Source organism: Polaromonas sp. CG_23.6 (genome assembly GCF_029892315.1).
Lineage (GTDB): Bacteria > Pseudomonadota > Gammaproteobacteria > Burkholderiales > Burkholderiaceae_C > Polaromonas.
Genome location: NZ_JARXUY010000002.1, coordinates 36,041 through 58,169 on the forward strand (window position 1 = coordinate 36,041; position 22,129 = coordinate 58,169).

Consider the following 22,129-nt stretch of genomic DNA (forward strand, 5'->3'; position numbering starts at 1 on the left):
TGGATAAGTGTACTCAGCGGCTGGTTTTTGATTTTTCCTTGTCCTGGGTTTTTTGAATTTACAGACGGCACGGGGAAAGGAGCGAAGGGCGTAGCCCGTAGCGGATTTCCCCGTGCGCGCCCGGCTCACAGCGGCTCGCCTGGCAGCGCTGCTTTTGCCTCCTTGCGCGTTTGCTCGCGCGCCTTGATACGCGACTTGGCGGCCAGGGTGCTGTGCTGGAAGCGGTACGACTCGTTGCCCGTCTCCACAATGTGGCAGTGGTGCGTGAGCCTGTCGAGCAGCGCGGTGGTCATTTTGGCGTCCCCAAAGACACTCGACCATTCTGAGAAGCTCAGGTTGGTGGTGATGATCACGCTGGTGTGCTCGTACAGCTTGGAGAGCAGGTGAAACAGCAAGGCGCCGCCCGCCTGGCTGAACGGCAGGTAGCCCAGCTCATCGAGAACGACCAGGTCCATGCGCATCAAGCTCAGGGCCATGCGTCCGGCCTTGCCGTCACGCTTTTCCTTCTCCAGCACATTGACCAGATCGACCGTGGAGTAAAAGCGCACGCGCTTGCCCTGCGCCACAATGCCCGCCACGGCGATGGCCGTGGCCAGGTGTGTCTTGCCCGTGCCGGGCCCACCGATGAGCACCGCGTTTTGCGCCGTGTCGGTAAATGCCAGCGTGGCGAGTTGCCTGACCAGCGGCTGATCGACCCTGGACGCGCCAAAGTCAAACCCGGCCAGATCGCGGTGCATGGGCAGCTTGGCCGCGTTCATCTGGTGACTGACCGAGCGCATCGCCCGGTCGGTGTGCTCGGCCTGCAGCAGGTGCTCGACCAGCCAGCGGGAGGTGGCCGTTGACGATTGGCCCTGACCCATCAGGTCCGTCCAGGCGCTGGCCATGCCGTGCAGGCGCAGCTCTTTGAGCTCAGCGGTGACATCACGCATGGTGGACCGCCGTCGCGCCGCCTGGCGCCCCAATGACACAGCGCAGGGTGTCGTAGCGGCCGGTGTTGGCCAGCGGCGCATCGACGAGTTGCAGCGTCGTTTGCACCGTCTCGGGCAGCGCGCAGGCATTGAGCCGGGCCAGCACGTTCAGCACATGCTCGGCGCTCAGGGCGCCGGACTCGACGACCAACTCGACCGCCACCAGCACCGCTTCCAGCCCGGCCGTCGGCACGGCAGCAAGCACCTGCGCCATGATCCGGTCCCCGCCGGGGTGGCGCAGCAGGCCGAGCTTGAGCTGCTTCAAGGGCGCGGGCATGTCGGCAAAGGGCGCGCCGTTGCGCAGGGCGCCGGGCTTGCGCTGCACCAGCGCGATGTAGTGCTGCCAGTCATACACCGTCTGCCCCCGGTTGACGACCCGCTCATGGCTGGCGACCACGGCATCACCGGCCACCACGCAGATGCGCGTCGGGTACAGCCGGGTGCTCACGCGCTGGCCGGCGAACTCGCACGGCACCGAATACCGGTTGCGCTGCACGCTGACCAGACAGGTGCTCGATACGCTCGCCTGCCTTTCCACGTAGCCGTCAAAGGCCGCCGGCATAGGCATCATCTCGGGAAGTTCTTGCGCCAGCATCTCCTGCACGCTGAACTGCTTGTACTCGGGGTGGCGGATCTCGCTCCACAGGGCCCGGCAGCGCTCGCCCAGCCAGGCGTTGAGCGCCTCGAACGAGCCAAACTGGCACTTCTGCGCATCGAGCCAGATGCGCCTGCGGCTGTCTTGCACGTTTTTTTCCACCACGCCTTTTTCCCAGCCCGAGGCGACGTTGCAGAAATCGGCATCGAACAAGTAGTGCGCGCACATCACGGCAAAGCGCGCATTGACCACCCGGCCCTTGCCTTTTTGGACCTTGTCCACCGCCGTTTTCATGTTGTCATAAATGCCGCGCCGGGCAATGCCGCCCAGCGCCGCGAAGGAGCGTGTGTGGGCATCGAACAGCATTTCATGGCCCTGGCTGGGGTAGGCCACCAGCCAGAAAGCGCGGCTGGCGCACAGCTTGAGGTGCGAGACCTGCATCTTGTAATAAATGCCGCCCACCACCAGGCCCTCTTCACTCCAGTCGAACTGGAAGGCTTCGCCCAACTCGAACCTCAGCGGCACGAATGCATGGGGCGCCTTGCCGGCACTGCCGCGCCAGGCGCGCGTGAAGTCCGTCACCGCGCTGTAGCCGCCCGCATAGCCGACCGCCTGGATTTGCGCAAACAGCGCCTTGGCCGTGCGCCGGTCTCGTTTGCTGCGGTGGCCATCGGCCTGGAGGGCCTGCTCCAACTCCCCGGTAAAGCGCTTAGTTTGCCCAACGCCTGGGGCCTGCTGTAGACAGGCGCCTGCACCTCTTGTGGCGCCCTGAGCCAGCGGCGCAGCGTGTTGCGCGACAACCCCGTGCGCTTGGCTATTTCATGCAGCGACAGCTGGTCGCGCAAATGCATCCGTCGAATCTTGCCTAACATTTCCATGGTGATCACCTTTTTCGCTCCTGCCTAAAAATAAGGCAGGGCAAGTAAAACACCTGAGTCAGTTTTGGATCGGCACAACCTCTATAAGTGGGTCAGTTTTCGGTTGGCGTCAACAGCGGTGGATGTCAAGCTAGTTGTCGCAAAAAGTTTGATGCTCAGGCGATCTTTTGGGTGAGTTGGTTCTGGTTTTGTTGTGTTTCCGGATTGAGGTGGACTTCTGCGATTCGGTCCCAATTGCGGGTCGGACCGGACCAGCGGTTTGGGTTGGCATCGCGCGCTGCAGCATACACTTTGGCGCGGTCATCCAGAAGTGCTTGATCGATTTGCATGTGACGTTGAGCGGGCGTCACAAAGCCAATCGCGCTGTGCCGATGCTCGTGGTTGTACCAATGCACCAACTCTGTCACCCAGCGTCGCGCCTGTAGCAAGCCATTGAACGGTTTGACGGGAAGTTGAGGCCGGTACTTCAGTGTCCGGAACAGGGCCTCCGAGTAAGGATTGTCGTTACTTACCGCCGGTCGGCTGCGAGACGCAGCCACGCCCAGGCGCTGCATGGTGGCGAGCATTGTTTCCCCCTTCATCGGGGAGCCGTTGTCCGAGTGAACAGTGAGCTGATTGGGCGTGATGCCCTGACGCTCGCAGATGGCCTGGAGCAGCCCGCTGGCCAGCTCAGCACTCTCGCAGTCGTACACCTGCCAGCCAACGATCCGGCGGCTGAACAGGTCCACGAACAGGTAAAGGTAGAAGTAGATGCCGCGGACCTCGGTGGGCAAGTAGCTGATGTCCCAGCAGTAAATCTGATCGGGCCCAGTGGCCACCAGCGCGCGTGGCTTGCTGCGTTTTTGCGCCACCCGCTCCAGGCGGCGGTGCGTCAACTGGCCGGCTTCACGCAGCAGCCGGTACAGGGTCGACTCACTCGCCACATACAGGCCCTGGTCAGCCAGGCGCGGCACGATCTGGCTGGGCGGCAGATCCTTGAACTCATCGCTGTTGACCACCTCCAGCGCAGCTTGTCGCTCCGCCTCACTGAACTTGTTGGGCGGCACGGTAATGCGGCGTTTGTCGCCCACCCGGAGGTCTCCCTGCTGGTTTTCCGGGCGTCTCCAGCGCTGAACAGTACGCGCATCCAACCCAATCAGGGCGCAGGCCTTTTGCAAACGTGCGCCGCTGTCGCAGGACTGTCGGATCAGCGTCAGCAGGGTCTGACGCTGTTGGCAACTGGTCATTTCTCCTCGTCCTCCCACAGGGCCTGGAACTTTTTTTGTAGCACCAGCAAGGCTGCGGCTTCGGCCAGCGCCTTCTCTTTTCGACGCAGTTCACGCTGCAGCCCCTCGTGTTTGACCTGCAGCTCACGCAACGCTGTCTTGGCTTGGCGCGATTCAGGCGCTGTGGCGCTGCAAAAAGCTTCACCCCAGGCCTTGAGCTGGTGCTCAAACAACCCCTTCTCCCGGCACCAGGCATGCAGCTGTGTGGGCGTCATGGCATGCGTCTGGTTCAGCGCAAGCAAGCGCTGGGCAGGGCCCCACGATTGGGCCGGTAAGTCGTCAGGCAGTTGCGCTGCGGGGCCACCGACTTCATGCTTTCGGTTGGACTTGCTGATCCATTTTCTCAAGGTGCCGACCGCCATATTCAGTTCATTGGCGACGTCCTGGACGCTGCGTGTGCCTCGTTGCCTAGCTTTGCTCAGGGCCTGTTCTTGGAATTCAGTTGAATGTCGATTTGTTGTCATGAATAGCGCTCCAATGCGGATCATCCGCAATCACGGGGGAGCGGCAACTAGTCTGACACAGGGGGACAGCAGCAGCCCTGGGCGAACTTTCTACACCCACATTTCCGACCAGTACGCCCCGTTTCATACCAAGCTGGTCAATGTCGGCGTGCGCGACTCGACCTACGTCCTGGACGGCCTGCTGTACCACGAGTCGGATCTGCGCATCGAGGAGCACTACACCGATACGGCCGGCTTCGCCGATCATGTCTTTGCCCTGATGCACTTGCTGGGCTTTCGCTTTGCGCCGCGCATCCGCGACCTGGGCGAGACCCGGCTGTTCATCCCCAAGGGCCACGCCAGCTATGACGCGCTCGGGCCAATGATCAGCGGCGAGCGGCTCAACGTCAAACATATCCGTGTCCACTGGGATGAAATCCTGCGGCTGGCCACGTCGATCAAGCAGGGCACGGTCACGGCTTCGCTGATGCTCAGAAAACTCGCCAGCTACCCGCGCCAGAACGGCCTGGCCATCGCCCTGCGCGAGCTCGGGCGCATCGAGCGCACGCTGTTCATCCTGGACTGGCTGCAAAGCGTGGAGCTGCGCCGGCGCGTCAATGCCGGGCTGAACAAGGGCGAAGCGCGCAATGCGCTGGCCAGGGCCGTATTCTTCAACCGGCTGGGTGAAATCCGCGACCGGGGATTCGAGCAGCAGCGCTACCGCGCCAGTGGCCTGAACCTGGTGACGGCGACCATCGTGCTGTGGAACACCATTTATCTGGAGCGGGTGGTCAATGCCTTGCGCGGGCACGACCCGGGCATTGATGACACGCTACTGCAGCACCTCTCGCCACTGGGCTGGGAGCACATCAACCTGACGGGCGACTACCTCTGGCGCAGCAGCACCAAGGTCGGCGCAGGCAAATTTAGGTCTCTGCGCCCGCTTGCCAAGTCTTAACGTGCTTTATTTTCCGTTTTCTGTGACGACCCCGTCTACGGCGTCGATAAGGTCTACAAGCAAATGCGCCGAGAGCGCATCACGGTGGCGCGCTGCACCGTCGAGCGACTAATGAAATTTCTGGGCCTGCAAGGGGCCCGGCGCGGCAAGGTGGTGCGCACGACCATTGGCGATATGACCGCTGCCCGACCACTGGATCGTGTCAACCGGCAATTCAAGGCCGATCGTCCCAACCAGTTGTGGGTGTCGGACTTCACGTACGTGTCAACTTGGCAGGGCTGGCAATACGTGGCCTTTGTGATTGACGTTTACGCTCGCCGAATCGTGGGGTGGCGCCAGAGCAGTTCCATGCGGACAGACTTTGTTCTGGATGCGCTGGAGCAAGCCCTGTATGACCGCCAACCGCAATCGGGCGATGCCCTGATCCATCACTCCGACCGTGGGTCGCAATATGTGTCTATCCGGTACAGCGAGCGCCTGGCCGAGGCGGGGATCGAGCCGTCGGTGGGCAGTCGGGGTGACAGCTATGACAACGCTCTGGCCGAAACAATCAACGGTTTATACAAAACAGAGTTAATTCACCGCCGGGCACCCTGGAAAACCAAGGAATCCTTGGAGTTGGCCACGCTCGAATGGGTGTCCTGGTTTAACCCATTTCGTTATACACAACTCCGGCAAAATTCTCCTCAAGAAAGATTTGAAGGAAAACGATGGGCTGGGCAGGCACTGAATTTGAGACGATAGACTTGGGCGATGAGCGGCGCAACAAGCGGGCCATCCGGCTGGTGGAGCGCTTGAGCGCCCAGCCCATGGCGAGCGTGCCGCAAGCCTGCGGGGACTGGGCCGACACCATGGCGGCGTACCGGTTCTTCGGCAACGAGGAAGTCGATTGGCGTGCGATTTTGGGCGCGCACACGGACTGCGCCAAGACGCGCATGGCCGGGCACGAGGTGGTGCTGTGCATTCAGGACACGACCGAGCTGGACTTCAACGGGCAGGAGGCCAGCGGCCTGGGGCCGCTGAGCTATGAAGCGCAGCGCGGCATGTACGCGCATCCGACCTACGCCGTGTCGACTTCGCGCGAACCGCTGGGCGTGCTCGACGCGTGGATGTGGGCACGCGAACCCAAAAACAAGGACGGCAGCCGCCCCGGCATCAAGGAGAGTGTGCGCTGGGTGGAAGGTTACGAGCGGCTGGCCGAAATGGCCGCCGAGTTGTCCGGCACCCGGTTGGTGTACCTGGCTGACCGCGAGGCCGACATCATGGAGTTGATGCGGCGCGCGTGCGCGCTGGGCACGCCTGTGGACTGGCTGCTGCGCTCCCAACACAACCGCACCATGTCCAGCGGCGACAAACTCTGGATCTCTGTGTTACAAAGCGAGCCTCTGGGCGAAATACGCTTTGTAATGGCCTCGCGCAAGGGCCAGCGCGCCCGTGAAGTGGTCCAGCAGGTGTGGGCGCAAATGCTCGAACTGCCCGATGGCAAAGGCCACTTTGTGCAGGCCAGTTGCATCGTGGCCAAGGAAATGCAGCCTGCCGCAGGCGACAAGCCTGTCGAGTGGCGGCTGCTGACCAATCTACCGGTGCAGAGCCTGGAGCAGGCCGCGCGCATGATTGACTGGTACCGGGCCCGCTGGGAAATCGAGATGTTCTTTCATGTCCTGAAGAACGGCTGCCGCATCGAGGCGCTGCAACTGGGAAGCATCGAGAAGATTGAGCGCGCGCTGGTGCTGTACATGGTGGTGGCCTGGCGTATCGCCCGGCTGATGCGGCTGGGGCGAAGTTGCCCGGACCTGGATGCCCAGTTGATGTTCGAGCCCGATGAGTGGAAAGCAGCCTACATCCTGAACAAGCAGAAGCTGCCAAGCAAGCCGCCCACGCTCAACGAGGTGGTGCGCTTGGTTGCCAGACTCGGTGGCTTTCTAGCGCGCACGGGTGATGGTGAGCCGGGCGTGAAAACCATCTGGTTGGGCATGCAGCGCATTCTGGACTTTGCCGCCGGCATCAGGTTCTCACGCGAGCTTCAGGCTCAGGGGACTTGTGTATAACGAAATGGGTTTAACCATCACCGACTGCTGGAGCCCATCGGATACATTCCCCCTGCCGAAGCTGAAGAGAATTACTATCGGCAATTAGCCAGTCAGGCTGCGGTGTCTGCCTGACTTAACCCAACGGGCCTCCACGAAACCCGGGGCGATTCACTCAAGAAACGCACGTAGCTTCGTTTGTTGACACGTTGATAGATTTCAACTCAATTCTCCTATGTTACTCGCCGGATGTAGCGGAAGCGGAACCGTCATCCCGCTACGGGCGTCATGTTTACTGAGGCTGATCAAGAAACACCTTCGTTACACCCAATAGGGGTGCTTTTTGCTTTAATGAGTAATGTCACTAAGCTATAAGCTCTGCACGAGTAATACTCCAGATCCTAAATCGGCGATCCAAGCTGAGTTAGAACGCATTGAAGAAGATTGCATTGATTAAGGCAAAGCGAATTTCAATGCTGGCAGCCGCTGGGCACGCTATCACAGCATCTTTAAATCTTAAGAATAGGAAATGATTATTGGCTATACAAAAAGCGGGTGTACCGCCTGTACACCGCAGAAGGCCTGTCGATCAGAAAGCGTAAAAAGACCAAGCGTGTTTGGGTGTCCGCCGCAGAATGGACGCCTTCGGACAACATGGCCGAACTGCCGGTAATTCCGGCAACCATGAACTTCATAACGGCAATGGCGACGCTGGCACCGGTCGCGCCATTAATCGCCAGCTTGGAGTGCGCCATCGCGGCATGCGCGTCAGGCCCGTGCGTTGGCGCGGCTCATGTCATGCGCCCTAGGACCCAGCGTCCCGCCGCAGCTGCAGTAGCAGTGAGTGCCGTGCCCCAAGCGATATCTACTAAGGTCAGGCGCAACGGCCAGCCCCTCAAAGTGGCCAGGTTGCTGAGGTCGTAGGTGGCATAAGCAAAGAAGCCAAACAGTGCTCCAGCCAAAATTGCGCGCGGCCAGGGCACGTGTGCCGGAGCTGTAAGGCCGCCGGACCAAGCCGCAGGTGCAAGCGCAAAAAGCAATACGCCGGCCGGATAGAGCAAGTAGAAGACGCCGCCCGCCACCAAGTTGGGGGTGTCTGCCATCAGATGTCCGATGGCGTCGCGGTAGAAGGACTTGGCGATGAAACCGAGCCAGACGACATCCAGGGCCAGGAACGCCAACGCAGTAGCACCGTATGCGGCGAGGTAATTCAGCATGTTAGTTTTGTCCTGCTTCAATCTGGTGGTAAAGGAATTCATTGACGCGGTTAGGCGTCAACCGGTTTTTAAAATCATGCCGCATAGAAGTGTTCATCTTGCTCAAGCCGGTGGCATGGGTCTGTGCGGAAGGCAGCACAGCATGTTGGCGTCTTGCACGTCGGCCCGTCGTGCAAGGCAATCATGTGCTGTGGTTTACTTGACTTGTCTGCCGCCGCCTACTGGGGAAGAAAGCATTCGTGCGGGCGATGTAGTCGCGGTAGCCGGGGCGTCGCTCGCCAATGTCCATCTCCTGCAACGCCACGCCCGAAACCTTGAGAAGCAGAATCGTCATGAGCACCGGAGACGAGAGGGCCCACCAGTTCTGTCCCGACAGCGCGATCAGATAGATGCCCCACCATACACAGAACTCGCCGAAGTAATTGGGGTGGCGGGAGTTCCGCCATAAACCACGGTCCATAACCTGCCCTTTATGGGCTGCGTCGGACTTAAAGCGGGCTAGTTGCCAGTCTGCTACAGCTTCGAACGAGGCGCCAGCTACGACGACACACACACCCAGCGAATCAAGCCAGTGCCATGGTCGCAAATTCACGACAGCAGCGAGCACCGGCCAAGAGACGACCCACGCCAGCGTGGCCTGCAAAACGAACACCAGTACCAGACTTTTCCATCGAAAATGGGGCTCGTTGCGAGTGCGAATGGCCTTGTAGCGGCGGTCTTCGGGTTTCCCCCTGTGGCGCCAAGTAATGTGAGTCGCCAATCGCACCGCCCACAGTGCTACCAGAGTGACCACAACGATCGTCCGGGGGCCGGTTTGGGAGGCGGCCAGCGCGTAGGCCGCTCCGCCAATCAGGATGTACAGCGGCCATGCGGTGTCCGCGATGCTGACATCGTTCTTGCTCAGGCTCACCATCCACGCGCAGAGTGCCAACAAGTAAATCAGCAGCAAGGCTTGCAGCGCAACGGTCAGCATATCGTGTGGCCTACACTAAGCCCGGGTCATAATCGGGGCACCCCGACCGCTGTCATTTTGGCATCAGCACCGTATCGATGGCATGGATGACACCGTTGTCCGCCGCCACGTCGGCGGCAACCACCTTAGCTTTGTCGACCATCACGCCGCCAGCTGTGCTGATGGTCAATTGCGCGCCCTGGACCGACTTGACCTTGCCAGGCTTGATGTCCGTGGACATGACCTTACCAGGGACCACGTGGTACGTCAGCACCGACTTGAGCTTTGCCTTGTTTGCCAGCAACTTGTCCAAGTCCGCCTTCGGGATCTTCGCAAATGCTTCATCTGTGGGCGCAAAGACAGTGAAGGGCCCCGGGCCCTTGAGTGTGTCCACCAATCCGGCTGCCTTAAGCGCCGTGACTAGGGTCTTGAAATTGCCTGCAGCCACGGCTGTGTCGACAATATCCGCTGCTTGGGCAGATAGTGAGGCGAGGGCAATTACTGCAGCGGCGAGGAAATTTTTTTTCATAGTGCTCTTTCGATTGAGGGGAGGAGTACCCCGATGCTAGGCGGCACCGGCAGTGGTTTAAGGGACTGTCGGTATCAGGCCGGCGGCATCAGCACCGCATCGACCACGTGAATCACGCCGTTGCTGCAGTCGATGTCGGTCTTGGTTACGTGCACGCTGCCATTGAGATTCACACCGCCCTGCGTGCTGATCTTCAAATCGGCACCGTTAACCGTCTTGGCCGTCTTGCCGTCCATCTTCATCACATCGGCTGCCATGACCTTGCCGCTGAGCACGTGATAGGTGAGGATGGCCGTGAGCTTAGGCACGTCTTTGAGCAGCTTGTCCACGGTGCCTTCCGGTAGTTTGGCGAAGGCGTCGTCGGTGGGCGCGAACACCGTGAAAGGTCCGGCGCTGTTAAGCGTGTCCACCAGTCCGGCGGCCGTCAACGCGGCGGCCAAAGTCTTGAAGCTTCCGGCCGCAACGGCCGTGTCGATAATGTTCTGCATGTCAGTTGTCCTAGTTTGGGTGGGTTGCTCAAAGAGATGTCTGGCGCGACCCAGGGGCAGATAAAACCGCCGCCCAAAGAAAGTATGGCGGCTGGAGCACAACATGTGCGTAGGACAGCGCGCATAGGAGCCTTAAGGTGCGATGCAAGGTTTTGTCGCATTGGCGGTCAAGCAGCTTGCGCGGGTTCTGTCGCGTTAGCCACTGATGAACGTGATTTTGGCGGGGACGAGTGCCAGTTTCTCAAACGGGACGGATTTTTCCTGCCAACGCATAAAACTGGTCGGCAAAAGACAGCTTGATGCAGCCTTGCAGCAGTAACTGACCTTTGCGGATCATGTGCATGAGTTCGATGCCGGTCAGGACATTTCTGGCGGCCCGAAATGACTTGAAGTTCAGCATCGGTTTAGTGATACGTTTGACAGCGCGATGGTCCTGCTCCACGATATTGTTGAGGTATTTCACTTGTCGCAAAGTGACCGGTGTTTCACCTCTGTCATTGATTTCATCCATGGCCGCTTTGTTGGCGGCGCTCTTGTCCATGGTGACCTTCTCGGGAACACCGTTGGCCTTCATGGCTTTGTCAAAGAACCGCAGGGCTGCGGCCTTGTCGCGCCTGGCCGTCAACAGAAAGTCAACCGTCTTGCCGGCCTTGTCCACTGCACGGTACAGGTATTTCCAGACGCCGTTGACCTTGATATAGGTTTCATCCATGCGCCAGCTGCCGCCCACCGCGCGCTTGTGCTTGCGAAAGACTTTTTCCAGCAAGGGCAGAAACCGGATTGCCCAGCGGTTGATCGAGGAATGGTCGACAAACACGCCGCGCTCGTGCATTATTTCCTCCAAGTGGCGATAGCTCAACGGATAAGCCGCGTACCAACGGAGGCATACCAAAATGATGTCGATCGGGAAGCGCATTCCTTTGGTGGTCAGCTTCGCGTTTCAAGCCTTTTCAGTCAAACACTCAGCATAGACGATCAAGCTGCTTGACCGCGAATGCGACAGAATCTTTTAAAGCGAGTTCATCGCTTTTTTCATTAAATGCAAAAATTAGCCTATTTGACAGGCTTTAGCGTAACTGTGTCTGCTCTTTGTGACTCTACTGCTTCTTTTGTAAAGGCCATCGGAAAATAGTTGCCCGTAGCCCAACCTTCAAGCAGATTTGCATAATGAGGACTGGCCGGGTCAGCCGACTGTCCTGGCGCGCTAATCACTAGCGAATTGTCCCAATTGTCAAGATCAATTACCTGCCGGTAAGATGAACCGGAAATCTGCCGATAATCAGAATTTCGATAGGTACCACGATGCACTGTATCGTTGGTTCCTCCTATTGAATAGCTTCTCGTTGCATAACTGACGGCAGTACTTTTGGGGAGAAACGGTGCAAGTTCGTGATCAAATTGAATATGATGTAACTTGCCCCAAGCCCATTGGGACGCGTCTTGCCCAAGACGGGCTTTGATTTCAGCCACTGCGGCTTTTAGAGTCCCTAGCAATACCACATTACGTCCTGTTGTAGGGTTTGAGCCGAAAGATGCGTCAGGCACTTCAAGCCATTTCGTTATACACAAGTCCCCTGAGCCTGAAGCTCGCGTGAGAACCTGATGCCGGCGGCAAAGTCCAGGATGCGCTGCATGCCCAGCCAGATGGTTTTCACGCCCGGCTCACCATCACCCGTGCGCGCTAGAAAGCCACCGAGTCTGGCAACCAAGCGCACCACCTCGTTGAGCGTGGGCGGCTTGCTTGGCAGCTTCTGCTTGTTCAGGATGTAGGCGGCTTTCCACTCATCGGGCTCGAACATCAACTGGGCATCCAGGTCCGGGCAACTTCGCCCCAGCCGCATCAGCCGGGCGATACGCCAGGCCACCACCATGTACAGCACCAGCGCGCGCTCAATCTTCTCGATGCTTCCCAGTTGCAGCGCCTCGATGCGGCAGCCGTTCTTCAGGACATGAAAGAACATCTCGATTTCCCAGCGGGCCCGGTACCAGTCAATCATGCGCGCGGCCTGCTCCAGGCTCTGCACCGGTAGATTGGTCAGCAGCCGCCACTCGACAGGCTTGTCGCCTGCGGCAGGCTGCATTTCCTTGGCCACGATGCAACTGGCCTGCACAAAGTGGCCTTTGCCATCGGGCAGTTCGAGCATTTGCGCCCACACCTGCTGGACCACTTCACGGGCGCGCTGGCCCTTGCGCGAGGCCATTACAAAGCGTATTTCGCCCAGAGGCTCGCTTTGCAACACAGAGATCCAGAGTTTGTCGCCGCTGGACAGGGTGCGGTTGTGTTGGGAGCGCAGCAGCCAGTCCACAGGCGTGCCCAGCGCGCGCGCACGCCGCATCAACTCCATGATGTCGGCCTCGCGGTCAGCCAGGTACACCAACCGGGTGCCGGACAACTCGGCGGCCATTTCGGCCAGCCGCTCGTAACCTTCCACCCAGCGCACACTCTCCTTGATGCCGGGGCGGCTGCCGTCCTTGTTTTTGGGTTCGCGTGCCCACATCCACGCGTCGAGCACGCCCAGCGGTTCGCGCGAAGTCGACACGGCGTAGGTCGGATGCGCGTACATGCCGCGCTGCGCTTCGTAGCTCAGCGGCCCCAGGCCGCTGGCCTCCTGCCCGTTGAAGTCCAGCTCGGTCGTGTCCTGAATGCACAGCACCACCTCGTGCCCGGCCATGCGCGTCTTGGCGCAGTCCGTGTGCGCGCCCAAAATCGCACGCCAATCGACTTCCTCGTTGCCGAAGAACCGGTACGCCGCCATGGTGTCGGCCCAGTCCCCGCAGGCTTGCGGCACGCTCGCCATGGGCTGGGCGCTCAAGCGCTCCACCAGCCGGATGGCCCGCTTGTTGCGCCGCTCATCGCCCAAGTCTATCGTCTCAAATTCAGTGCCTGCCCAGCCCATCGTTTTCCTTCAAATCTTTCTTGAGGGGAATTTTGCCGGAGTTGTGTATAACGAAATGACTTCAAGCCTGTCGAATACTTGTGGCTTGGTCAGATTAGTAAATACTTTGCGACCGGCTGGCGGGATCACTAACTCCGAGACTTTGGCGATCACTTTTGGTTGCCAAAACTCGTAAATCGTCGCCGCGACGGAATCTTTTGAAGAGACAAAGTTCCACGATCGAAGCAAATCTAGAGCTTGTGAAACGTCCGGATCGGGAGAAACCAAACCATTTAGGAACGGCACCAATTTGCGCGCAGGTAAATTCATTTCGTCATACTGTAGCTTCACGGAGTCTGCGACTGTTGTTTTTGCGGAAGCGGAAAGCACTTCAACGATTCGGTCATGTCGATATGGTTCGGCCCAGCCATCTCGCGCTGACATGTTTCTATATGTGTAATCCAGCGGTAAGTTGAATTCATTTGCAGTCGCCAAAAAGCCAGCAGCAGGGTTGTATGTACTAGGAAGCAGCGTACCCGTCAAATGTCCTTTCCATTCGTAAGTGCCATCACCTGATACCGGGAGTAAGCCGGACCAATCTGACTTCCCGCGAATCGGAGCCAATGCCCCACCAATCCAGCCGATGTTGCCATCTACATCGGCATATACCATATTTTCACCAGGTGTAAAGTGATGCGCCATGCCATCAGTGAACTCGTTCCAGTTTTGCGCTTGGTTAAGCCTCAAACTTGCGAGATAGGCAGCTGTGCCAGGAAATTCAAGATAGGCAGCTCGAACTGCATATGCTTTATGGTTAACCGCATCCTCATACAGAACTGGGCCGTGACGAGTAAATTTTAAACTCGCTTGTACGTCCGCTTGACCACGCACCTTGATGGTTTCCGGTACGACTTTCATCACTTCCCAACCTCCCTGATATCGGTATTGATTGGGCGCCGCTGGATTGGTATCGTAGACATAGAGATCTTCTTCATCACCAAAGGCGAAGATGGTCAGTCCGAACGCAATGCGCTCGTTGTGGCCCATGGACAAGCCTGGGAGCGCAGGCTCTCCAGCTCCCGTCATATTCCAACCTGGAGCATTTAAGTGCACCATATAACGAAGCGATGGCATGGCAATTGAGCGATGCGGATCGCCAGCAAGTATTGGTTTCCCGGATTGAGTTTTACTCCCCGAGATCGTCCAGTTGTTGCTCTCATGGGTCAAGGCTTCGCGCTGTTCGTCTGTCGGATCTGTATTACCGATTCCCGTCGACAACGAAGCAACAAATTTTTCTAGCGCTGCTGTATTGAGAGGACTTCTCGGAAAATCACTTGCTTGAAACGGCAAACCCTTATGGGCAAGGTTGTAATCTACCAAGATCGAGGAGGTAATCAATCCCAAATTCACCCCGGCCGGGACTTTAAGATCTATGGGCGGCTGAAAGGAACTTAATTCCTGCACTTTCGCAACACCAAGGGCGTTAATACGCTCCGACAGATTCACCTCCTTAACAACATTTCTTGTAATGCCGTAAATCCGAATCAATGATGAGGTTGGACTCCAATTTCCAGGTTCAGTGCCTGTCAACTTGAACTCGACTGGCATTTTTATCGGATCAGCCTTTGCCTCGGCAATATAAGCATTAATTCCGTCGGAAAATGCTGTGAGTATTTCTTTTCCTTCTGGATGATAGCTTGCATACTCCGCATCAAGATTCCCGCGAAAGAGGAAAAGGCGCGCCGCCCTATCCTGCGATGCAAAGCGCGGTCCAAACTGCTCCGCCATCTTACCCTCACCTTTCCGGCGCCACTGATCTAGCTGCCAAAGGCGATCACGCGCTGCATTCCAGCCTTGCGCAAAAAACAAATCATGCTGGTTCTGCGCATAAATATGCGAAACACCAAATTTATCGCGAATGATTTCGACATCTTGTGTAACACTTTTTAAATCCGTCGTGCTATTTAAATCCCCATTATTGTTATTGCTTGTGGCACATCCCGCCAATGCTACCAACGCTGTAATAATAGTTGCAGTACGTTGTTGGATTAAAATATAAGTCATAGATTTTTTAGCGTTAAATGAATATAGATTGACTTTAGACCAATGGAGAAATTTCTTCAAAATTGTTACAAGAGCTTAGCAGGCTGCTGAAATACCTCCCAGGTGGTCCACGCCCCCAACCCCTGGGACGTTTTAGCTTGATACCGATTCACTGACCCAGCCAGAGCCAATCTACCCAAGTTAAGGATTTGACTCTGGAAGTCAGAAAAATAGTTGGGAATCGATCAAATAAAGCTTGACAAAGTGCAGTAATTTTTTTGCCAGTGAGAATTTTTTATCTCATTGGCGAACATGTCTCTTTCTGCTCTTTTTTCCGATATTTCTGCGCACCTGACGTCCCCCGAGTTTCTCAAGTCCGCTCGTCATCCCGCGCATCCCACTGCATTTACGCGAATACGCAAGTTGCCATTGCCGTCTCTGGTGGCGCTGCTGTTGTGCGGCATGCGCATGAGCATCCAGGCCGAACTCGACCAGTTTTTCGCCCATTTACGCCAACAAGCCCAGCTCGTGCGCAACGTTTCTGAACAAGCCTTCTCTCAGGCGCGCGCGAAACTGTCCTTGGACGCCATCCCGCAGCTCAACGACTGGCTGATTGAGCGCGCCCGACACTATGGCTTTTTGCCCCTGTGGCGTGGTTTACGCTTGGTCGCCGCCGATGCCTCCACTGTGCGCTTTGGCGTGCGCACCAGCAATGTCAATTGTCCTGCGCTGGCCGATCAAATTGCCTTTGGTCTGTTTCTGCCCACGGCGGAGTTGATGCTTGCCACCTCGCTGTACAGCGTGCGTGACAACAACGAGCGTCAGATGCTGTTCGAGCACCTTGATCGCCTGTCCAGCAGTGATTTGCTGCTGATGGATCGGGGCTATCCCTGCTGCTGGCTGGTGTCGGTGTTGAACCAGCGCAGACTACCGTTTTGCATGCGCGTGGAGAAATCCGGAAGCGGCAATTTCGCCTGCGTGCGCGACTTCCTGCGCAGCGGATTGACAGAAAAAAACGTGATGCTGCGCGCCCCCAATAAACGCGATTGCGAAGACTACGAATGCCCGCGCGAACCGCAAACCGTGCGTCTGGTACGCCACATCGCCCCCAATGGAGCTGTACGTGTCTTGATGACAAACCTGCTGGATAGACAGCGCTTCCCGGCGGCTTGCTTTAGCGACCTGTACCACCAGCGTTGGGGTATCGAAGAGGCGTTCAAACGTCTCAAGCACAGGCTTAATCTGGAGCATGTATCGGGCTTGTCACAGCAAGCCGTTGTTCAAGATGTCGCGGCAAAAATCTTGTGCGACAACTTGCAGGCATTGACCTCCAGGGCCGCCCATGAGGGCGCCCACCTGCCTGAGTCAGGGCGCATCAATCATGCCTATGCACACACCGTCCTCAAGCCCCTGCTGCCAGGTTTGCTGCTTGCCAAGAAAGTCGGAAAAATGCTTCGTGAGGTGCTGCGACTGATCGCCAAAATGACATACCGCCACCGCGATGGCGTGTCAAAGCCGCGCAAGCCCAGGCCAAAACCACACAAATACATGACTCAGAAAAATTGCTGATGTGACTCGATTTGTCTTAACTTGGGGAGATTGCAGCCAGAGCCCACTTCATGCGCGGAGCCGACACCTTCACCGAGAGCCTTTTCACCCTGCGCAAGCTGGAAGACTTCGTACCTGCCGACCATCCCCTTCGAGCTATTCGTCAGATGGTCAACGCCGCGTTGGTGAAGATGGATGAGCTTTTCTCTGGGATGTACGAAGCTGACATCAAAGGCGGTCGCCCCAGCATCGCGCCCGAAAAGCTCCTGCGCGCCATGCTGTTGCAAGTGTTCTACAGCGTTCGTTCTGAACGCCAGCTCATGGAGCAAACCCAATACAACCTGCTGTTTCGATGGTTCATTGGGCTGTCCATGGACGACGCCGTTTGGGTGCCCACCGTTTTTACAAAGAACCGTGAACGCCTGATCAAGCACGACGCCATCATCGAACTCTTCAACCTGGTGCTGGAGCAGGCCGAGGACAAGGGTCTGCTCTCAGGCGAGCACTTCAGCGTGGATGGCACCCTCATACAGGCGTGGGCCGGTCACAAGAGTTTCGTGCGCAAAGACGGCAGTGATGATGACGGCGACAGCGCCAACTTCAAGGACCAGAGCCGCAGCAACGACACGCACGTATCGAACACCGATGCCGATGCACGGCTGTACTGCAAAGGCGACAACGCCAGCCGGTTGCGCTACATGGGTCACACCCTGACTGACAACCGCCATGGACTGGTGACCAACGCCATGGTCACCACTGCCGATGGCTTTGCCGAACGCGAAGCGGCCAAGGCGATGATCAACGACGCCCGGCAGGCCACCGACAACGCGCAGGCAGAAATCACTCTGGGTGCCGATAAGGGCTATGACGCGAAAGAATTCATTGACGCCCTTCAGGCAATGAACGTCATCCCGCACGTGGCGCAAAATACCTCGGGGCGCCGATCGGCTGTGCCAGATGCCATCGCTGCCAGTGCGGGTTACGCCATCTCGGTGCAAAAGAGAAAACTCATTGAGCAGGGCTTTGGCTGGGCCAAGACCGTGGGCCGCATCCGCCAGGTGATGGTGCGCGGACTGAAGCGGGTTGATCAGATCTTTGTGCTGACGATGGCGGCCTACAACCTCACGCGCATGCGCACCTTGGGGAAAATCCGTCTGCAGACGGCGTGAGGGGCGGGAAATGTGGAAAAACCAGGCTCAAAACGTCGAAAACGGGTCCAAAGCGAGCAAAAATTTCATAATGCGAGTGCGCTGAGTGAAAAATCAACCCACCCGGGCAGGGTGTTGCGTTTACCCGCAGAGTATTTCAGCAGCCTGTTAGGTGATCTCGGATGAATATTCGGTTTTACGCGTTCCTTTATGTTGGCGCCGATTGAATATTGACCCTCACTATCCCTATCTGGAAAGTGTGAAAGACCATGTGGTGGCTTTCGTATGACCCTTCAACTTTGCCAAAAATCGCAAAATACTAAGATGGAACACGCCTTATCAAACCACTATTAAAGACTGGCAAAAACGCCGGCTATATAAAAGACTGATCCCTTCCCTTTATCTCGGGACCATACATCTAAGCCAATTCTCGCGCAACAAGGCAGAATAGGGCAACCCGACTACTCTTTTCTTATCATGCCCGCCCCATTGAATCCCGAGTTTGAAGAAAAACAGTTAAACGAAGACCGGGTGGCTTGGTGCCAGGCGTACATCTCGGTCTGGGCACAGCTGTCCAAGGGCAGCTTTGACAAGCAGGCTGTCGAGGAAGCCGCGGACGCGCACTGGCAAAGAAGTCCGCAAAGTGATCCCGTGCACATAGCTGCTGTCGAATTCACCAAGTAAATGTCACGTATCGACCAGTACGCGCCGATACCCGCTCTTGAACATGTTCGTTGCTGGGGTAGCCCAGAAGCAAAATGGTCGTGCCTGTGTGTTCCCCGAGGTTTATGTAGCGCCTGACTGCTTGAACGGGTCTTCGCCGAATGTATGAACTACCGCCTAGCTGTTCAAGTTTTTGGCTGCACCCCCCTGCCTGATATGGCTCAATCACAACCGCAAGGTGTTTCCAGTCATGCCAGCAACCAGCCATTTCGCGGTTGGAGCAGCAAGCTCTTTGTGTTGCGAAAAAACCTTGACCAGACCGGGTAGCTTCTGCCGGAATGGTAGTCACCTGACACCATTTTTTTTGCACATTCCGGACTTAGCGAAGCAACTCACTTGGAATGGGGCGTTTGAGCTGCCGGCATGAACTTGTCAGGACGGCGATCAGGAATGAATCCGTCGCGATTGGGCATTTTGACCTGAGCCAGCGAAGTCTTGCCCAGCATGGCGTCCGGCGAAACGACTTTAGCCTCCGACAGGATATAGGCTGTTACAGCATAGACTTCATCGTTCGACAGGCTGCCCGGAGAGTACAGCGGCATGGCCCTTTTCACATAGTCAAACAGGGTCGTGGCATACGGCCAGTAACTCTCGACCGTCTTGACGGGCGCTTTCGTCGGATCACTGTTAACCAAGGTCTGGCGCCCGCCGATCAGCCGGTCTCCAAGCCCTCCTTGCAGCTTGTCGCCATGGCATGCCACGCATTGCGCCTGATAAATGACTTTTCCTTGTTCAACCGTACCCTGCCCATCCGGCAGACCACGGCCGTCGGGTAACGGGGAAACAAAGCTCTGGAGATCCTCGGGGGTAGCGACGCTGCCGAACCCGAACGTGGCTGGCTCGCTGGCGGTTGCGCCCCAACAAACGCAGCTCATGACGAAAGCTGCAACCAACCGCAGAGAATGATTAGTAGTGATGGACATTCGATACCTTTCCGTCGCTCGCAACTTGCCAGCTCTGAATGGCGTTTAAGTGATAGATCGAGCCGAGCGGCCCGTTGAGTCCGCGCTTGGCGATGAGTTGTCCCAGCGTCGGCTGCACGTAGCCCGTGTCTTCAACGCAGCGGCTTTGAAGGATGGCCGGTTTGCCACTCCACATCCATGGCAGTCGAAAGCGGGTGTGGCAAATAGGCAGCACCGGGCCTTGCAGCGCAGCCGCACGCCAAGTCAACCCACCATCGGTCGAGACGTCCACGCGCTTGATCGCGCCGCGGCCGGACCATGCCAACCCAGTGATTTCGTAGAACCCCGGGCCGTCGAGCAGCATCTCGCCTGAGGGCGTTGTGATGACTGACTTGGCATCCATTTCCATCGAGAACTGCACGGCCTTGCCATTGGGCATGAGGTCGGTGTATTTGGACGTTTCTTCCCGCGTCATGAAAGGGGTGTCCGAGACCTCGATACGCCTGACCCACTTGATGTGTGTGTTGCCTTCAAAGCCCGGGACGATGAGCCGCAAGGGGTAGCCTTGCTCAGGACGCAGAGCTTCGCCGTTTTGCCCATAAGCGAGAAAACAGTCCTTCAAGGCTTTTTCCATCGGAATACTGCGCGTCATGGCTGAGGCATCTCCGCCTTCAACGAGCAGCCACTTTGCGCCGCTACGCAGTCCCGCTTCGTTGAGGATGGCCGAGAGCGGAACTCCTGTCCACTCCGAGCAGGACGTCAAGCCATGGGTGCCTTGCACGGTCTTCATCGTTGGCTTGGACCACTCGGTCAGGCCATTGCCCGAGCATTCGATGAACAACACCCTGGAGATTGAAGGAAACCGCCGCACGTCGTGCATCGAGTATTTACGGGCCTGCTTGACCATGCCGTGCACGAAAAGCGTGTGTTTTGAGGGATCGATGACGGCCGTGCCGCCATGACTTCTTTCAAAGTGAAGGCCAGACGGGGTGATGATGCCGCAGCTTTTTTCCAGCGGAGTCAAGGTCCAGGATGACTGCGATGTCGCCGTCTTGAACCGTGTGCGCACCTCGGTCTCGAACTGCGAGCGTGAGCCATAGCTCTCGTCCGCCAAGGGGTAGCCTTGCACTTTGGTCGCGTCGGCTGGCACGTCATGCACATCAGAACCGGGCGGCGCAGCAGCGCGGGCGCCATGCATCGCAACGCTCGCCATGCCAGCCGCAGCAACCGAGCCGCTGATCAGGAAGCGCCTTCTGGCGGGGCGGCTTTCGCTTCCTGCGTAATATGCAGACGCGGGGTCGCTTCGGGCTGTGCTCAAGCGGCGGGCTTCGCCGTCAACCATCACATCGGTGCTGGATGGCTGGCTTTTTGCCGATTGATCGACGACTGTGCTGCGACTGTTCATTAGTCTGCCTCCTGTGTGTTTTGTATTCACGTTTGCCAAGTTACCGAGATGGGCGCTTCATCATCACCCATACCTCACTGCAACAAAATTGCATTTTGACAGTCTGACCTCAAAACTGATGCACTGCAAGCACCACAAGAATCGACACCACACCATCAGGACAGTACCGGGCAACGTCCGGACATGCGCTACCGTCTAAGAACGTGTTCAAAGTCTTTCATGAGTATGAGAAGCTCATGGGATGAGAAAGAGTTACCCAAGCGACATCAGTCGAGAACAATTCGAAGCCATCAAGCCGCTGTTGGAAAGCGCGCGCAGAAAAACAAGTCCGGTGGCTGTCAAGGAAGTTGTTGTTGTCGCATAAAGTGAAGTGAGTCAGGCCGCTTTTTGCGCGTGTTGAGGCTCCTTGATTTGTGTGGTTTCTGGGTTGAGGTGAACGACATCGACATGCGCCCACTGGCGGGCCTGCCCTGACCAGCGTTGAGGATTTTCCTGGCGGGCCCGTTTATAGACGAGCGCGCGCTGCTCAAGCAGAGCCCGGTCCAGGCCGGCATGGCGTTGGGCCGGCGTCACAAAGCTGATGGCGCCGTGGCGATGCTCGTGGTTGTACCAGTGCGCCAACTCCGTGACCCAGCGCCGCGCGGCCAGCAGGTTTTCAAACGGCTTGACGGGCAACTGGGGGCGGTACTTCAGCGTTCTGAAGGCCGATTCGACATAGGGATTGTCATTGCTCACGGACGGCCGGCTGCGCGTGTGGGCCACGCCCAGGCGCTGCATCGTGGCGAGCATGGTTTCGCCTTTCATGGGCGCGCCATTGTCCGAATGCACCGTCAGCTGGCCTGGAGCGATGTCCTGGCGCGTGCAGATGTCGCGCAACAACTGGCCGGCCAGCTCGGCACTCTCGCAGTCAAACACCTGCCAGCCAACGATCTTGCGGCTGAATAAGGGCTCTGTCGCATTAAGCGGTTTTTGTCATCAAATGACGTTGATTTCATTGAAGATTTTTTAGTGATAATTGCTTAATGCGACAGAGCCCAACGTCGCCAGCTCGCAGGTGATCCAGCATCCGGCCCAGCTCCGGGCGGTCGCGCTGCGCTCCGTGAGCTTTTCAGAAAACAGCTTTGTGCAGCCTGCAGCTGCAAGCTCGGTGCGTTGGTTGGTTAG

The 22,129-nt window shown here is 57.6% G+C and carries 18 protein-coding genes and 5 pseudogenes; 7 read left to right on the forward strand and 16 right to left on the reverse strand.

Annotated elements, in window-relative coordinates; translation table 11 throughout:
- Nucleotides 1-125 precede the first annotated feature (125 nt).
- The 4 genes and pseudogenes from istB to H4V98_RS19645 form a co-directional block, all read right to left on the reverse strand.
- A complete protein-coding gene (istB, locus tag H4V98_RS19630) occupies nt 126-929 on the reverse strand; it encodes an IS21-like element helper ATPase IstB (protein ID WP_280757890.1) in 804 nt (267 codons plus the stop codon).
- Nucleotides 922-2,441, reverse strand: a pseudogene (gene istA, locus H4V98_RS19635) (IS21 family transposase). The gene istB and the pseudogene istA overlap by 8 nt, the downstream one beginning before the upstream one ends.
- A 155-nt stretch (nt 2,442-2,596) precedes the next feature.
- Nucleotides 2,597-3,667, reverse strand: coding sequence for an IS3 family transposase (locus tag H4V98_RS19640; RefSeq protein ID WP_196864798.1), 1,071 nt, complete (start codon nt 3,665-3,667; stop codon nt 2,597-2,599).
- Entirely contained in the window at nt 3,664-4,170 is a 507-nt protein-coding gene (locus H4V98_RS19645; RefSeq protein ID WP_196864799.1) for a transposase, read from the reverse strand. The genes H4V98_RS19640 and H4V98_RS19645 overlap by 4 nt, the downstream gene beginning before the upstream one ends.
- A 70-nt stretch (nt 4,171-4,240) precedes the next feature.
- Between H4V98_RS19645 and H4V98_RS19650 the strand changes: the two are divergent.
- The 3 genes and pseudogenes from H4V98_RS19650 to H4V98_RS19660 all read left to right on the forward strand — a co-directional run.
- Nucleotides 4,241-5,107: pseudogene (locus H4V98_RS19650) on the forward strand (Tn3 family transposase); the annotation flags it as partial.
- Nucleotides 5,108-5,122: 15 nt separating this feature from the next.
- Nucleotides 5,123-5,851, forward strand: a pseudogene (locus H4V98_RS19655) (IS3 family transposase); the annotation flags it as partial.
- Nucleotides 5,848-7,155, forward strand: a complete 1,308-nt coding sequence (locus tag H4V98_RS19660) for an IS4 family transposase (protein WP_280757922.1) — start codon at nt 5,848-5,850, stop codon at nt 7,153-7,155. The pseudogene H4V98_RS19655 and the gene H4V98_RS19660, both read left to right, overlap by 4 nt.
- Before the next feature lie 512 nt (nt 7,156-7,667).
- Here the strand turns inward: H4V98_RS19660 and H4V98_RS21615 are convergent.
- The 9 genes from H4V98_RS21615 to H4V98_RS19705 all read right to left on the reverse strand — a co-directional run bounded on the left by H4V98_RS21615 (nt 7,668) and on the right by H4V98_RS19705 (nt 15,320).
- Nucleotides 7,668-7,889, reverse strand: coding sequence for a cation transporter (locus H4V98_RS21615; RefSeq protein ID WP_348535237.1), 222 nt, complete (start codon nt 7,887-7,889; stop codon nt 7,668-7,670).
- A 36-nt stretch (nt 7,890-7,925) separates the two neighbouring features.
- Nucleotides 7,926-8,393 carry a DUF2177 family protein gene (locus H4V98_RS19670; RefSeq protein WP_280757891.1) on the reverse strand — a complete coding sequence of 156 codons (468 nt, stop codon included), beginning with the start codon at nt 8,391-8,393 and terminating at the stop codon, nt 7,926-7,928.
- A 139-nt stretch (nt 8,394-8,532) separates the two neighbouring features.
- Nucleotides 8,533-9,324 (reverse strand): DUF1295 domain-containing protein, encoded by a 792-nt coding sequence (locus H4V98_RS19675; protein WP_280757892.1) that lies wholly within the window; start codon nt 9,322-9,324, stop codon nt 8,533-8,535.
- Between the two features lie 52 nt (nt 9,325-9,376).
- On the reverse strand, nt 9,377-9,832 hold the full coding sequence (locus H4V98_RS19680) for a fasciclin domain-containing protein (protein ID WP_280757893.1): 456 nt from the start codon (nt 9,830-9,832) through the stop codon (nt 9,377-9,379).
- 74 nt (nt 9,833-9,906) lie between these two features.
- Nucleotides 9,907-10,320: a fasciclin domain-containing protein gene (locus H4V98_RS19685; protein WP_280757894.1), complete on the reverse strand. Its 414-nt coding sequence runs from the start codon at nt 10,318-10,320 to the stop codon at nt 9,907-9,909.
- Nucleotides 10,321-10,561: 241 nt separating this feature from the next.
- Nucleotides 10,562-11,236 carry an IS6 family transposase gene (locus tag H4V98_RS19690; RefSeq protein WP_280757895.1) on the reverse strand — a complete coding sequence of 225 codons (675 nt, stop codon included), beginning with the start codon at nt 11,234-11,236 and terminating at the stop codon, nt 10,562-10,564.
- 137 nt (nt 11,237-11,373) lie between these two features.
- Nucleotides 11,374-11,865 (reverse strand): penicillin acylase family protein, encoded by a 492-nt coding sequence (locus tag H4V98_RS19695; protein ID WP_348535238.1) that lies wholly within the window; start codon nt 11,863-11,865, stop codon nt 11,374-11,376.
- Between the two features lie 14 nt (nt 11,866-11,879).
- A complete protein-coding gene (locus tag H4V98_RS19700; RefSeq protein WP_280757283.1) occupies nt 11,880-13,217 on the reverse strand; it encodes an IS4 family transposase in 1,338 nt (445 codons plus the stop codon).
- 9 nt (nt 13,218-13,226) lie between these two features.
- On the reverse strand, nt 13,227-15,320 hold the full coding sequence (locus tag H4V98_RS19705; protein ID WP_280757897.1) for a penicillin acylase family protein: 2,094 nt from the start codon (nt 15,318-15,320) through the stop codon (nt 13,227-13,229).
- A gap of 231 nt (nt 15,321-15,551) precedes the next feature.
- Here H4V98_RS19705 and H4V98_RS19710 point away from each other — a divergent pair, with 231 nt between their 5' ends.
- The 3 genes from H4V98_RS19710 to H4V98_RS19720 all read left to right on the forward strand — a co-directional run bounded on the left by H4V98_RS19710 (nt 15,552) and on the right by H4V98_RS19720 (nt 18,619).
- Nucleotides 15,552-16,808, forward strand: coding sequence for an IS4 family transposase (locus tag H4V98_RS19710; protein ID WP_196864690.1), 1,257 nt, complete (start codon nt 15,552-15,554; stop codon nt 16,806-16,808).
- Between the two features lie 50 nt (nt 16,809-16,858).
- The gene (locus tag H4V98_RS19715; RefSeq protein ID WP_280757898.1) at nt 16,859-17,956 is read left to right on the forward strand and encodes an IS5 family transposase; all 1,098 of its coding nucleotides are present in this window, start codon (nt 16,859-16,861) and stop codon (nt 17,954-17,956) included.
- Nucleotides 17,957-18,412: 456 nt separating this feature from the next.
- The gene (locus H4V98_RS19720) at nt 18,413-18,619 is read left to right on the forward strand and encodes a hypothetical protein (protein ID WP_280757899.1); all 207 of its coding nucleotides are present in this window, start codon (nt 18,413-18,415) and stop codon (nt 18,617-18,619) included.
- Between the two features lie 371 nt (nt 18,620-18,990).
- On the opposite strand, the gene H4V98_RS19725 is transcribed toward H4V98_RS19720, so the two are convergent.
- Nucleotides 18,991-19,581: a cytochrome c gene (locus H4V98_RS19725; protein WP_280757900.1), complete on the reverse strand. Its 591-nt coding sequence runs from the start codon at nt 19,579-19,581 to the stop codon at nt 18,991-18,993.
- Entirely contained in the window at nt 19,565-20,965 is a 1,401-nt protein-coding gene (gene soxC, locus H4V98_RS19730; RefSeq protein ID WP_280757901.1) for a sulfite dehydrogenase, read from the reverse strand. The genes H4V98_RS19725 and soxC overlap by 17 nt, the downstream gene beginning before the upstream one ends.
- A gap of 241 nt (nt 20,966-21,206) precedes the next feature.
- On the opposite strand from soxC, the pseudogene H4V98_RS19735 reads away from it, so the two are divergent.
- Nucleotides 21,207-21,296, forward strand: a pseudogene (locus tag H4V98_RS19735) (IS5/IS1182 family transposase); the annotation flags it as partial.
- A gap of 137 nt (nt 21,297-21,433) precedes the next feature.
- Here H4V98_RS19735 and H4V98_RS19740 read toward each other — a convergent pair.
- Nucleotides 21,434-21,907, reverse strand: a pseudogene (locus H4V98_RS19740) (integrase core domain-containing protein); the annotation flags it as partial.
- Between the last annotated feature and the right edge of the window lie 222 nt (nt 21,908-22,129).

Bases quoted from the DNA above. Each gene is read 5' to 3' on its own strand.
- istB (WP_280757890.1), bottom strand. From the start codon at position 929: ATGCGTGATGTCACCGCTGAGCTCAAAGAGCTGCGCCTGCACGGCATG.
- H4V98_RS19640 (WP_196864798.1), bottom strand. From the start codon at position 3,667: ATGACCAGTTGCCAACAGCGTCAGACCCTGCTGACGCTGATCCGACAG.
- H4V98_RS19645 (WP_196864799.1), bottom strand. From the start codon at position 4,170: ATGACAACAAATCGACATTCAACTGAATTCCAAGAACAGGCCCTGAGC.
- H4V98_RS21615 (WP_348535237.1), bottom strand. From the start codon at position 7,889: ATGGCGCACTCCAAGCTGGCGATTAATGGCGCGACCGGTGCCAGCGTC.
- H4V98_RS19670 (WP_280757891.1), bottom strand. From the start codon at position 8,393: ATGAATTCCTTTACCACCAGATTGAAGCAGGACAAAACTAACATGCTG.
- H4V98_RS19675 (WP_280757892.1), bottom strand. From the start codon at position 9,324: ATGCTGACCGTTGCGCTGCAAGCCTTGCTGCTGATTTACTTGTTGGCA.
- H4V98_RS19680 (WP_280757893.1), bottom strand. From the start codon at position 9,832: ATGAAAAAAAATTTCCTCGCCGCTGCAGTAATTGCCCTCGCCTCACTA.
- H4V98_RS19685 (WP_280757894.1), bottom strand. From the start codon at position 10,320: ATGCAGAACATTATCGACACGGCCGTTGCGGCCGGAAGCTTCAAGACT.
- H4V98_RS19690 (WP_280757895.1), bottom strand. From the start codon at position 11,236: ATGCGCTTCCCGATCGACATCATTTTGGTATGCCTCCGTTGGTACGCG.
- H4V98_RS19700 (WP_280757283.1), bottom strand. From the start codon at position 13,217: ATGGGCTGGGCAGGCACTGAATTTGAGACGATAGACTTGGGCGATGAG.
- H4V98_RS19710 (WP_196864690.1), top strand. From the start codon at position 15,552: ATGTCTCTTTCTGCTCTTTTTTCCGATATTTCTGCGCACCTGACGTCC.
- H4V98_RS19715 (WP_280757898.1), top strand. From the start codon at position 16,859: ATGCGCGGAGCCGACACCTTCACCGAGAGCCTTTTCACCCTGCGCAAG.
- H4V98_RS19720 (WP_280757899.1), top strand. From the start codon at position 18,413: ATGCCCGCCCCATTGAATCCCGAGTTTGAAGAAAAACAGTTAAACGAA.
- H4V98_RS19725 (WP_280757900.1), bottom strand. From the start codon at position 19,581: ATGTCCATCACTACTAATCATTCTCTGCGGTTGGTTGCAGCTTTCGTC.
- soxC (WP_280757901.1), bottom strand. From the start codon at position 20,965: ATGAACAGTCGCAGCACAGTCGTCGATCAATCGGCAAAAAGCCAGCCA.